General features: G+C 73.0%; 9 protein-coding genes. 7 read left to right on the forward strand and 2 right to left on the reverse strand.

The window, feature by feature from the left end:
- Positions 1–161 precede the first annotated feature (161 nt).
- The 4 genes from AC068A_RS15545 to AC068A_RS15560 all read left to right on the forward strand — a co-directional run bounded on the left by AC068A_RS15545 (position 162) and on the right by AC068A_RS15560 (position 6,590).
- Positions 162–3,068 carry a helix-turn-helix transcriptional regulator gene (locus AC068A_RS15545; RefSeq protein ID WP_478585100.1) on the forward strand — a complete coding sequence of 969 codons (2,907 nt, stop codon included), beginning with the start codon at positions 162–164 and terminating at the stop codon, positions 3,066–3,068.
- The gene (locus tag AC068A_RS15550) at positions 3,049–3,975 is read left to right on the forward strand and encodes a metallophosphoesterase family protein (protein ID WP_478585102.1); all 927 of its coding nucleotides are present in this window, start codon (positions 3,049–3,051) and stop codon (positions 3,973–3,975) included. The genes AC068A_RS15545 and AC068A_RS15550 overlap by 20 nt, the downstream gene beginning before the upstream one ends.
- A complete protein-coding gene (locus tag AC068A_RS15555; RefSeq protein WP_478585104.1) occupies positions 3,972–4,739 on the forward strand; it encodes a 4'-phosphopantetheinyl transferase family protein in 768 nt (255 codons plus the stop codon). Before AC068A_RS15550 ends, AC068A_RS15555 begins: the two co-directional genes overlap by 4 nt.
- Before the next feature lie 183 nt (positions 4,740–4,922).
- Positions 4,923–6,590: a flavin monoamine oxidase family protein gene (locus AC068A_RS15560; RefSeq protein WP_478585106.1), complete on the forward strand. Its 1,668-nt coding sequence runs from the start codon at positions 4,923–4,925 to the stop codon at positions 6,588–6,590.
- 67 nt (positions 6,591–6,657) lie between these two features.
- Here the strand turns inward: AC068A_RS15560 and AC068A_RS15565 are convergent, their stop codons facing one another.
- Together AC068A_RS15565 and AC068A_RS15570 are read right to left on the reverse strand one after the other, a co-directional pair.
- Positions 6,658–8,073: a class I adenylate-forming enzyme family protein gene (locus tag AC068A_RS15565; protein WP_478585108.1), complete on the reverse strand. Its 1,416-nt coding sequence runs from the start codon at positions 8,071–8,073 to the stop codon at positions 6,658–6,660.
- A 322-nt stretch (positions 8,074–8,395) separates the two neighbouring features.
- Entirely contained in the window at positions 8,396–9,043 is a 648-nt protein-coding gene (locus AC068A_RS15570) for a thioesterase II family protein (protein WP_478585110.1), read from the reverse strand.
- A 492-nt stretch (positions 9,044–9,535) separates the two neighbouring features.
- On the opposite strand from AC068A_RS15570, the gene AC068A_RS15575 reads away from it, so the two are divergent.
- The 3 genes from AC068A_RS15575 to AC068A_RS15585 all read left to right on the forward strand — a co-directional run bounded on the left by AC068A_RS15575 (position 9,536) and on the right by AC068A_RS15585 (position 12,608).
- The gene (locus AC068A_RS15575) at positions 9,536–10,546 is read left to right on the forward strand and encodes an ABC transporter ATP-binding protein (RefSeq protein ID WP_478585112.1); all 1,011 of its coding nucleotides are present in this window, start codon (positions 9,536–9,538) and stop codon (positions 10,544–10,546) included.
- Positions 10,543–11,409 carry an ABC transporter permease gene (locus tag AC068A_RS15580; RefSeq protein WP_478585114.1) on the forward strand — a complete coding sequence of 289 codons (867 nt, stop codon included), beginning with the start codon at positions 10,543–10,545 and terminating at the stop codon, positions 11,407–11,409. The genes AC068A_RS15575 and AC068A_RS15580 overlap by 4 nt, the downstream gene beginning before the upstream one ends.
- A 248-nt stretch (positions 11,410–11,657) precedes the next feature.
- Positions 11,658–12,608 (forward strand): ACP S-malonyltransferase, encoded by a 951-nt coding sequence (locus AC068A_RS15585; protein WP_478585116.1) that lies wholly within the window; start codon positions 11,658–11,660, stop codon positions 12,606–12,608.
- The last annotated feature ends 15 nt before the right edge of the window (positions 12,609–12,623 follow it).

Consider the following 12,623-nt stretch of genomic DNA (forward strand, 5'->3'; position numbering starts at 1 on the left):
GGGGAAGCACCGTGCCGCCGTTTGACCTGCGGCGAGCGCTGAATTCCATGCGCTCCACGGGCACGCCTTCCTGCACGCGCAGGAACTCGCATGAATAGCCATGTCATGCCATGGAACCGACATGTGAAATTTCGCATCTCATCGGGGAGGCTTCCACAGACATGTTGGTGGAGCGGGACGAACAGATCGCCAAGCTGACCTCCTGGGTGTCCGGCGCCGCCCGGCCCCACGGCAGCACCCACGGAAGCAGACACGGAACCGGGCACGGCACGGCCACTGACGACCCCTCCAGACCCGGCCGGATCGCCGTGGTCAGCGGCCCCGTCGCCGCCGGCAAGACGGCCCTGCTGCACCGCGTGCTGGAGCGGACGGCCGACTCGGGCATCCGGCTCCTCAGCGCCGTCACCTCCGCCGCCGAACAGGACATCCCCTTCGGCGTGGTGGAGGAACTGCTCCGCGACACGCGGGACGGTGCGGGCGGCCCCCTCGCCCTCCACGGGGCGCGAGCCGGCACCGACGACCTCATCCCCGCCGAAACCCTCGTGGCCTTCCACGCCCGGCTCGCCGGCCTCGCGGCGCGCGGACCCGTCCTGATCGCCATCGACGACGTCCAGTACGCCGATCCGCAGTCCCTGCACTGCCTCCTGTACGCACTGGGGCGGGCGCGCACCGCGGGATCAGGCCCCGCCCTGCTGGTCACACGCGGTCCCGATGCGGGGGCCTCCCCGCCCCGAGTCCTGGACGAACTCCTCCGCCAAGCCGACGGACCCCGCCTCCGGTTGGGCCCGCTCAGTACGCGGGGCGTGGAAGCACTGCTGGCCCACCGGGCCGAGGACGCCGCCCTCACGGCCGGCACCGCCACCGCCCGCCGGCGCACCAGCCGGCTCGCCGCCTCCCTCCACACGGCCACCGGCGGCAACCCCCTGCTGGTCCACAGCATGCTGGACGACCACCTCCCGCGGCTGGGAGCCACCGCCGAGGCACCCGAGGAGTCCCTCCCCGCGGGCGAGCAGTTCCTGCAGAACGCGCTGATCTGCGTGCACCGCACCGGCACCGACGGCCTGCGGCTCGCCCAGGGCATCGCACTGCTGGACAACGCTGCCGGTCGGATCCCGCTGCTCGCCCGGCTCGTGGAGGCCGAGGAGAGCAGGGTGGAGCAGGTGGTGGCCGCTCTCGACGAGGCGGGCCTCCTGCAAGGAGGGCGCTTCCGGCACGACGCGGTTCGGGCGGCCGTCCTGGAGAGCCTCGCCGACGACGACGTGGCCCTGCTGCGCCGGCGCGCAGCGCGGCTGCTGTACGAGGCGGGCGCGGCACCGGTGGCCGTCGCCACGCACCTGCTGGGCCACGGACCGGGTGTTCCCGAAGAGGAGTGGGTGCCGGGGGTGCTGAGCGACGCCGCGCACACCGCACTCGCCTCCCAGCAGGTCGGATTCGCGGTGCGCTGCCTGCGGCTGGCGGAGCAGTGCTCCCGGGACGAGCGGGAGCGGCTGCAACTCCGCGCCAGTACCGCCAAGTTCATCTGGCGGGTCAACCCGTCCGCCTGGGCGCACGAACTCCACCCGCTGAACGCCGCGTCGCACAACGGCACCCTGCCGGTCAGCGAGTCCCTGCGGCTCGTCGGCGACCTGCTGTGGAACGGCTGGATCGACGACGCGGCGACGGCGATCCAGCACGCCGTCGAGGGCCTGCGGGACACCCCCGACCCGACGCTCGCCGGCGAACTGCGCGGCGTCCGGGCCGTGCTGGCCTCCACCTACCCCACCCTGCTGGAGCGGATGGAAGGTGCGCTCGGCCCGGCCTGGGACAGTGCGGAGCGCCCGGCGGCCGCCCCGGAGGACGGCGTCATCGCCGCAACGAGGATCCTGCACGGGGTCCTCAGCGCCGGCTCCGGCGCCGACGGGGAGTTCACCGAGGGCGCCGAGCGGATCCTGGCCGGCACCCGCCTCACGGAGGAGAGCCACGTCACCGTGCGGGCCTGTCTGCTGGCCCTGCTGTACGCGGACCGGCTGGGCGCGGCGACCGTGTGGACCGACCGGCTGCTGGAGGAGGCCGCCGAGCGCAGCGCCCCCGGATGGACGGCCGTCATGCAGGCCATGCGGGCGCACATGGCGCTGCGCCGCGGCGAACTGGCCCGGGCCCGGCACCTCGCCGAGCAGGCGATGGAGCAACTCCCCCCGCACGGCTGGGGCGTGGGGATCGGCATGCCGCTGTCCGCGCTCATCGAGGCGCGGACCGCGATGGGCGACCACGAGGCGGCGGCCGCCCTGGTGGACCATCCGGTGCCCGAGCAGATGCTGATGACGCGCTACGGCGTCCACTACGTCTACGCGCGTGGCAGGCACCAGCTGGCCACCGGACGGCACCACGCGGCGCTCACGGACTTCATGCTCTGCGGGAAGCTCATGCGCGACTGGGACATGGACCGGCCGGGACTGGCGCCCTGGCGGGTCGGGGTCGCGGAGGCCTCGCTGGCCCTCGGCAACCGCGACCAGGCGGAGTGCTACGCCAGGGAGCAGCTGGCCGAGCACGCCGGACCGCGGGTGCGCGGCATGGCCCTGCGGGTCCTGGCGGGTGCGCGGCCGTCGGCCGAGCGGCCGGCCCTGCTGGACCGGGCCGTGGCCCTGCTCCAGGACGAGGGCGACTCCCACGAGCTGGCCCGGGCCCTGACCGATCTCGGAACGGCGTACGAGCAGCTCGGCGACGCGGCCCAGGGGAAGACCTGCACGCGCAGGGCCTGGCGGATCGCCGAGGCCTGCGGCGCGCGGGGCCTGTCGTCCCGCCTCCAGTCCGACGCGCCGCCGCAGGGCGTGCCGCCGGAGCCCGAGCCGGGTGGGGCTCCACGCCCCGTGCGGCCGCGGTCGTCCGCGGTGTCCACCCTGACGGACGCCGAACGACGGGTGGCGGCGCTGGCCGCGCACGGGTACACCAACCGGGAGATCGGGGCGAAGCTGTTCATCACCGTCAGCACGGTGGAACAGCACCTGACCCGGGTCTACCGGAAGATCAACATCACGCGTCGGCAGGACCTGCCGGTCAGTTGGGACATCGATGTCGCACACACGGCCTGACCCCGCCGCACCGCCCGCCACCGCCGCCGGCGGACCTGCGGCCGGGCCCGGACCCCGGTTGCTCGCGGTGAGCGATCTGCACATCGGGATGGCCGACAACCGGCCCATCACCGAGTCCCTGCGGCCGACGCACCCGGACGACTGGCTGATCGTCGCCGGTGACGTCGGCGAGCTCACCGAGGACATCGAGTGGGCGCTGCGACTGCTCGCCGGACGCTTCGCCACGGTGGTGTGGGCTCCGGGCAACCACGAGCTGTGGACCCCCCGCGAGGACCCGGTCCAGGCGCGCGGCGAGGCACGCTACCGGTGGCTGGTGGACCTGTGCCGCAGGCTCGGCGTGGTCACCCCCGAGGACCCCTGGCCCGTGTGGCGGGGGCCCGGCGGCCCGGTGGCCGTCGCCCCGCTGTTCCTGCTGTACGACTACACCTTCCGGGTGGCGGGGACGGCGACCAAGGAGGCGTCGCTGGCCCGCGCGCACGAGGCCGGAGTCGTCTGCACGGACGAGTACCTCCTGCACCCCGACCCCCACCCGAGCCGGGACGCCTGGTGCAGGGCCCGGGTCGGGCAGACCCTGCGCCGGCTGGAGGCCCACGACCCGGCGGTGCCGCTCGTCCTCGTCAACCACTTTCCGCTGGTCCGCGAGCCCACGGACGTGCTGTGGCACCCGGAGTTCGCCCAGTGGTGCGGCACCGTGCTCACCGCGGACTGGCACCGCAGGTTCCGTACGGCCGCCGTGGTCTACGGGCACCTCCACATCCCCCGGACCACCTGGTACGACGGGGTGCGCTTCGAGGAGGTGTCGATCGGCTACCCGCGCGAGTGGCGCCGGCGCGGCCACCCCAAGGGCCTGCTGCGGCAGATCCTGCCGTACGCCGGCCGTCCCGACGGCGAGGAGGCCCGGACGTGATCGAGACGCTGGTACCCGCGGAGGCGAGCGCGAGCGAGGCCTTCGGCCCGGACGGCTCCGCCGTGCTGTACCCGGAGGAGGCGGCCCTGGTCGCCGCCGCACCGAACGAGCGGCGCGAGGAGTTCACCACCGTACGGGGCTGTGCCCGGCGCGCACTGGCGGCCCTCGGGCTGCCTCCCGCGCCCGTCCTGCCCGGGAGGCGGAACGTGCCCCGGTGGCCGGCCGGCGTGGTGGGGAGCATGACCCACTGTTCCGGCTACCGGGCCGCCGTCCTCGCCCGGGACACCGACCTGATGGCGGTCGGCATCGACGCCGAGCCGCACCGGCCGCTGCCCCGGGGGGTGCTGGAGTCGGCGGCCCTCCCCCAGGAGCTCGCCTGGGTGCGCACCCCGGCCGTCGGCGCGGCGCCGTTGTACCGGGACCGGCTGCTGTTCAGCGCGAAGGAGGCCGTATACAAGACCTGGTACCCCCTGGTGGGGACCGAGCTGGACTTCGAGGACGCCGTCATCGCCTTCCGTGAGGACGGCCCCGCCGGCGCTCCGGTCGGCGGCCCGGGCGCCGGGCCGGGCACCGGCGCGCGGACCGGCACCTTCCGGGCCCGCGTGCTGCGTCGGGGAGCCGCTCCCGACGGGCACCCGGTGACGGCCTTCGACGGGCGCTGGATCGCGCACCGCGGCCTCGTCGTCACCGCGATCACCGTGCCCGCCCGCCGGCCGGCCGCGGCGGCCGGTACGGCGGGCGGGGTCGGTCACCCGGGTCGATAGGGGTTGTCCGGCTCCGGCGCCGCTGCGTAGCGTGCGAGGACCGGACCGGCCGTGCACGGCATGCGGCGGCGCGTGGATCTCCCGCCGTCCGGGCCCGCTCCGATGCCGCGGTCCCGGCTGCGGCCGGCTCGTCTGACGGTTCTCCCTGGTAGCGATGCCGCACCGGCCCGAGAGGTACTCGAGATGACATCAGCAAGCCCGGCCACCACCATGCTCGTGCCGGACTTCCCGTTCTCCTACGACGGCTGGCTGCGCCACCCGGCAGGCCTGGGCTCGCTGCCACCGGGGCGTGCCGGGACGCCCGTGGCCGTGGTGGGCGGCGGCATGGCGGGGCTGACCGCCGCCTACGAGCTGATGCGGCTGGGCCTGCGCCCGGTCGTCTACGAGGCCGACGAGGCGGGCCGGCTGGGCGGCCGGATGCGCTCGGTGCCCTTCCCGGGGGACTCCGGCTGTGTGGCGGAGATGGGCGCGATGCGCTTCCCGCGGTCGGCCCGCGCGCTGTTCCACTACATCGACCTGCTGGGGCTGCGGACCCGCCCCTTCCCCAACCCGCTGGCGGAGCACACCCCGAGCACCCTCATCGACCTGGGCGGGGTGCGCCACACCGCGCGGAGCGCCGAGCAACTGCCCGACGTCTACCAGGAGGTGGCCGCCGCCTGGGAGAAGGCGCTCCACGAGCGCGCGGAGCTGGCCACGATGCGCGACGCCGTGCAGCGGCGTGACGTCGAGACGCTCAAGCACGTCTGGGAGCGGCTGGTGCGGGAGTTCGACGACCAGTCCTTCTACGGCTTCCTCGCCACCAGCGCGTCGTTCCGGTCCTTCCGCCACCGGGAGGTCTTCGGGCAGGTGGGGTTCGGCACGGGCGGCTGGGACACCGACTTCCCCAACTCGCTGCTGGAGATCCTGCGCGTGGTCTACACGGGGGCGGACGAGGACCAGGTGGCCATCGCCGGCGGCTCCCAGCAGGTGCCGCACGGGCTGTGGGAGCACCGGCCGCAGGAGTGCGCGCACTGGCCGGCGGGGACCTCGCTGGCCTCGCTGCACGGCGGGACCGCCCGGCCCGGGGTGCGTGCCGTCACGCGCGACGGCACGGAGTTCACCGTCACCGACACGACCGGGCGCCGGGAGCGTTTCCCCGCCGTGGTGTACACGCCGCACGTGTGGACGCTGCTCAACCGCGTGGAGGCCGATCCCGGGCTGCTGAGCGCGCCGGTGTGGACGGCGGTCGAGCGGACCCACTACATGGGTGCGTCCAAGCTGTTCGTCCTGACCGACCGGCCGTTCTGGCACGACGTGGATCCGGACACCGGGCTGCCGGTGATGAGCATGACCCTCACCGACCGGATGCCGCGCGGGGTCTACCTGTTCGACGACGGCCCGGGCCGCCCGGGGGTGATGTGCCTGTCGTACACGTGGAACGACGACTCCCTGAAGATGGCGACGCTCAGCGCGGCGGAGCGGCTGGAGGTGCTGCTGGACAAGCTCGCGGCGATCTACCCGGGGCTGGACATCCGGTCGCACGTGACCGGCGGTCCGCTGACCGTCACGTGGGAGACCGAACCGCACTTCATGGGCGCCTTCAAGTCGAACCTGCCGGGCCAGTACCGCTACCAGCGGCGGCTGTTCACGCAGTTCATGCAGCGCGGGCTGCCCGCAGGCCGGCGCGGCTTCTTCCTGTGCGGCGACGACGTGTCGTGGACGGCGGGCTTCGCGGAAGGGGCCGTGACGACGGCGCTGAACGCGGTGTGGGGCGTGGTGGAGCACCTGGGCGGGGCCACCCACCCGGACAATCCCGGCCCCGGCGACCTCTTCGAGGCGCTGGCTCCCGTCGAACTGCCCTACGACGGCTGACGCCAGGAGCACGGGGACGAAGGCGCCCCCGCCACAGCGGCGGGGGCGCCTTCGGGGTGCCGGAAGGTCACGCGAGGCCGGCGGCCATCTCCGCCAGCTTCTTCTTGTCGGGCTTGCCGTTGCGGTTGAGCGGGAACCGCTCCAGGACCACGACCTTGTTGGGCTGTTCGAAGGCGGGCAGCAGGGCGCACAGCCGCTCCCGCCAGTGGCCGGACTCGCGCAGCTCCTCGTCCTCGACGAAGAACACCAGCTGTGAGCCGCGCAGTTCGTCCGGGACGGGCACGATCCGGGTCGGGCAGCCCTGCGCGGCCACCTTCCGCTCGATGAGCTCGGGGTACAGGGTGTAGCCCATGCGGTGCACGGCGAACTTGCGGCCGAGGACGTGGAGGTTGCCCCCGGCGTCGAGGTGGCCGAGGTCGCCGGTGGCCTGCCAGCCGCCGGTGGCGTGGGCCGGGACGATGGTGCCGTCGTCGGCCACCTGCCCTTCGAGGGCGTCGGGGGTGTCGACCTCGATCTCGCCCGTCTCCCCGGCGGGGAGTTCGCGGCCGTCCTCGTCGACGATCCGCAGCCGGATCCCCTCCATGGCGCGGCCGCAGGCGACCGGGTTGTCGAGGGTGGCGAAGGATATGTTGCCGAGCTCCGTTGAGCCGTAGCTGTCCAGCAGCGGCAGCCCGAACTCCGCCACGTACTGCGCCACGAGGGGTGCGTCGAGGGGGGCCGCGCCGACACAGAACATGCGGGTGCCGGCGAGGTGGTCGCGCAGCGCCGGCTTGCGGGTGACCAGGCTGAGGATGCTGCGGTAGCTGGAGGGGGTCGCGTCGATGACGGTGGCCCCCGCGTCACGGGCCATGCGCAGGGCGCGGTCGAGGCGGCGGTAGGGGGCGATCACCAGGGAGCAGCGGGTGAGCCAGGCGATGAGCACCATCGACAGGCCGTACTGGTGGGCGAAGGGCAGTAGCGGCAGCAGGACGTCGTCGGCGCGGTGTCCGACCTGGTCGGCGTTGCGCCGGAGGTTGCGCAGGAACGAACGGCCGGTCTTGACCACGCCCTTGGGTGATCCGGTGGAGCCGGAGGTCCACATGATGAGGCCGTCGGGGAGTTCGCCCCAGGCGTCGAAGGACAGGGCGGCGGCGGTGGGCTCGTGGTCGGCCACGGCGACCATGAGTTCGTAGAGGTGGACGGGGTCGGCGTCCGGGTAGACGGGGGTGTCGTCGTCGACGAAGGTGACCTTGACACCGGTGCGGACGGCGATGCGGCGGGTCTCCTCCGCGGTCTCCTGCTGGTCGACGAGGACGATCGAGGCGCCGACGTGCATGAGCGCGTACAGCACGCACACGTAGCTCGCCGAGTTGCCTGCTTTGAGCATGACCCGGTCGCCGAGGCCGACGCCGCGTTCGCGGATCGCCTCGGCGACCCGGAGGGCGTCCTGTTCGAATTCTTCGACGGGCCGTACCGCGTCGGCTGCGAATATCTTGGCGGTCATCGGTCGCACTATGTCCTTCCTCTGGGCCGTGACGCGGCCGGGCGGCGTAGGGTGCGCCGGGCCGGCGGTGGGTCGGGCCCGTTCAGGGGTGGATCGCGGGGTTCGCGGGGTTCGCGGGCTTCACAGGGGATGGGGATGCGGCCGCTGCCGTCCCCGTGGTCCGTGTGGTCGGGCGTGTGGCGTGACGGGTGCCGTCGGTGGGCCGCGGTGGCCGCTGCCCGCCCGGTCGTCGCCCGGTCGTGCCGTGGACACGGGCCCCCACCCCCGCACGCTAGGCAGCGGGCCGGGGCACGGGTACCCCTGGCCGCCCCCTGGGCACCCCTCAGTCGGGGTCCGGTCCGCCGAGCGAGATCAGCTGGTCGTGGACGATGTTGACCACCTCCCGGCGGTACGACTTCAGGTAGCCGCCGGCCCCGGGGAAGACTTCCAGGTCGAACCGGCCGGAGGTGCACCGCCGCCAGGCCCGGACACCGGCCAGCGTCGCGCGCGGGTCGTGGCGGGCCGTCAGGGCGACGACCCGGCAGCCCAGCGCGGGCGGGCCGAGGCTGCCCCGGTGGCCGGGCGCCGTCCGCCCGGAGGCGAAGAGGGTCAGCGGTGCCCCGTAGGTCTCCCGCTCCAGGCGGCAGCCCACCTCGTAGGCCAGGTCGGCGCCCATGCGGTGGCCGAAGAGGGCGAACGGGCGGTCGGCCCAGCCCCGGACCGCCTCGTACACCTTGTCGGCGAGTTCCTTGCCGGCCGCCGGGTCGGGATCGTCCTCGAAGGGCAGGGACGACGGGTACTGGACGATGAGCAGCTCCACGGTGGGCAGCAGCAGTTCGGCCATGGCGAGGTAGCACAGCGGCGAGTTCCGTGAGCTCGGGAAGCAGATCATGCGGTAGCTGCTCGGGAGCGACGGCTGCCGGATCTGGATCAGGCCGACCTCGTCCGGGGTTGTCTCCCCGCCGTCGGGCCGGCTGTGTGCATGGGTCATGCCCCTGGAACTCCGCCTCGGATGGTGCCCTCTGATGCGTGGTCGGGCATGCGGCCGGCGCCTCCGCAGCGGAGGGCCTTCATCAACAAGTCCGTGCCGTGCTGTGGCCGCCGGCGGTGCCGGCCGCCGGGTGGGGGTGCTCGGCGGCGGTGTGCAGGGGGCGCAGTCGGGTGCCGGATTCCGCCGACGGGACGAGTGTTTGCACGGGGTCTCCTCTCGCGGAATGGTGAGCGATCGGGGATGATCCGGCGCGGTCACCCGGGGATGCTATGAGGTTGTTCGCCGGGGCCGCAATACATGATCACCCCTATTCCCCCCTAACGCTTTTCCCCTTCCCCCTAGGGGCGGGCCAGGAGGATCCGCGGCGGTGATCCGCGTGCTAGACATTCCCCGTCCCTATCTACCTGCGCGGACCCGCCGGACCTCCGTTTCCGCGTCCCACTTGATTCGCAGGAACAAATGAAACCTGAACGACCCGTGGATTCTGCTGTCGTGGTCGACGGACTGGTCAAGAAGTACCGGGACCGTGACCGGCCGGCGGTGGACGGCTTGAGTTTCTCGGTCCGCCGGGGCGAGGTCTTCGGATTCCTGGGCCCGAACGGCGCCGGGAAGACGACGACCATCGGCATCCTCACCACCCGCGTGGCCCCCACCGCGGGCCGCGCGTTCGTGCAGGGTGTCGACGTCGTGGCCCATCCCGCCCAGGCCCGCCGCGCCTTCGCCGTCGTACCGCAGCGCAACAACCTCGACCAGTCGCTCACACTGCGGCAGAACCTGACCTTCCACGCCGGATACCACGGCATGGGCCGCGCCGAACGGCGCCGGCTCGCCGACGAGTGCCTGGAGTGGGTGGGGCTCGGCGACCGCGGCAAGGACCGCGCGGACGAGCTCTCCGGCGGGCAGGCGCAGCGCGTGATGATCGCCCGTGCGCTGATGCACCGGCCCGACGTGCTCTTCCTGGACGAGCCGGCCAACGGGCTCGACCCGCAGGCGCGGCTGTTCATCCACGAGCGGGTGGCGGAGCTCAGCGGGCGCGGTGTGACCACCGTGCTCACCACCCATGACATGGACGAGGCCGCACGGCTCTGCGACCGCGTCGGCATCGTGGACCACGGGCGGCTGCTCGCCCTGGACACCCCGCAGGCGCTCACGGAGGGCCTGAGCGGCACTGCCCTGGCCTTCACGGTCCGGCCGGCGCCGGCCGATTCCGGCGCGGCCGACGCCGTACGCCTGCTGGAGGAGATCGACACGGTCACCCGGGTGGAACGGCTCGCGCTGCCCGGCCGGGACGGCTCCGCGGACGGTGCGGACGACGGCCCGCCGGACGGTTCCGCGGACGCCGCGGTCCGGCTCCGCCTCTACAGCGACGCGCCGCCCGGCGTGGTGCTTCCGGCCGCCATCACCACCCTGGCGGCGGCGAGCTGCGACATCAAGGACATCAAAGTGGGCACCGCCACCCTCGAGGACGTCTTCATCGACCTGACCGGCCGGGAGCTGCGATGAGCACCGCCACGGCACCCGCGACCGCACCCGCACCCGGGCCGGCCTCCGGTTTCCCCCCGGAGCTGCGGCCCGCAGCCATCGGCGTCCGCTCGGTGGCCCGTACGTTCTTCTTCATCCTGTGGCGGGACGTCTTCGTCACCGGGCGCGAGCTGGGCACCTTCCTCGCGCAGGTGCTCGTGGAGCCGTTCTTCATCCTGTTCGTCTTCGGCAAGGTCCTCGGCGAACTCGGCTACACCGGCGGCGGCTTCCAGCAGGTCCTGCTGCCCGGTGTGGTGGCGCTGAGCAGCTTCCTGGTGAGCCTGCAGAACACGGCGCTCCCGCTGATCATCGACTTCTCCTGGAGCAAGGAGATCGAGGACCGGCTGCTGGCCCCGATCCCGATCACCCTGGTGGCCGTCGAGAAGCTGGTCTTCGGCATGCTGCGCGGCATCGTCGCCTCGCTGCTGATGATTCCGATGGGCTTCCTGATCCTGGACGACGCGACCTGGCCCATGGACAGCTTCCCGGCGACGGTGGGCGTCCTGCTGATGGGTGCGCTGGCCGGCAGCACGGTGGGCCTGACGATCGGCACGCTGGCCCCGCCGCGGCACATCAGCATCGTCTTCGCCGTGGCGCTGACCCCGCTGATGTTCACCGGCTGCACCCAGTTCCCGTGGCACGGTCTGGCGGAGGTCCGCTGGTTCCAGGCGCTGTGCGCGTTCAATCCGCTGACCTATGTCAGCGAGGGCATCCGGGCCCTGCTGCTGCCGCCCGGCGGCCCCGGTTCGATCCCGCTGTGGGTGGACCTGTCGGCCCTGACCGCAGCGATCCTGATCTTCGGCGCGATCGGCGTCAGGGGCTTCCACCGCAGGGCCCAGGACTGACCCCGTCCTCCGCTCCCCACTCCCCTTCGCCCTCTCCCTTTTCCGGCCTCGTGCCCGGACCGGCGCACCCGCGCCGGTCCGGGTGCGGGGTCTTTTTCTCGTCGACGGCTCCGGAATCAACTGCCGGTGCCACACCATCCCGGAAGCAAAGGTATTCACGCACCATGACTCTTTCCGATGCGATTCCCGCCGGGAATACGGCCGATTCCTCCGGTTCCCGGACCGGAACCGCGATCGTATTTCCCGGCATGGGCCCCGCGTCCTTCGCCGAGATCGGCCGGTTCCTGCTGCTCGACCCGTACGGGCGGGTGCGCCTCGCGGAGGCGGACGAGGCCCTCGGATATTCGGTGTTCGACCGTTTCCGTGACGCCGAGGACGACTATTCGGTGTATTCCCAGCTCGTCTTCCTGGTGGCCTCGATGGCGATGGCGGACCGGGCCGTCGACACCCTCGGCGTCTCCCCCACCGTCTGCGCGGGTCCCAGCTTCGGCCAGAAGGCGACCGCCGCGTTCGTCGGCACGCTGTCCTTCCCCGACGTCGTCCGGCTGACCGCGGACCTGGCCCGCTGCGAGGAGGACTACTTCTCCGGCGTGTACGAGGACGTGGTCACACACTGCTTCGTACGGACCCCGCAGGACCGCCTGGACGAGATCCTCGCCGGGTTCGACGGCCGCGGCGCCTGGTACGACCTGTCCGGCCGGCTCGACGCCGGCTTCCACATGCTGTCCGTGCGGGAGGGGGACCTCGACGCGCTCACGGCCGGGATCAGCGCGGCCGGCGGCTACTCCATGTACTCGATGCGGCCCCCCGTGCACGCGGCGGCCTTCTCGTCGCTGCGCCGCAAGGCGGAGGAGGAGGTCTTCGCCGGGTACGCGTTCGCCGACCCGGCCCTGCCCGTGGTCGTCGACCACGACGGCACGGTCGTCCGGGACGCCGCCGGCATGCGCACGATGATGCTGGACACCTTCGACCGGCCGATCCACTGGCCGAGCATGGTGGAGTCGCTGAAGGGGCTCGGTGTGGGCACGCTGTACGTGACCGGCCCCGACAACCTGTTCCACCGGCTGGACACCACCAAGGAGAACTTCGAGGTCGTCCCGGTGGGCCTGCCCAGGAAGCGGGACCGCGAGCGCGAGCGGAAGCAGGCCCTGGAGCGGTCCCGGGCCGCGCGGTCCCGGCGGGCCGCGTCGGGAGTCTGAGCCGCCGTCGGCAGG

The organism is Streptomyces sp. NPDC043854 (assembly GCF_056436005.1).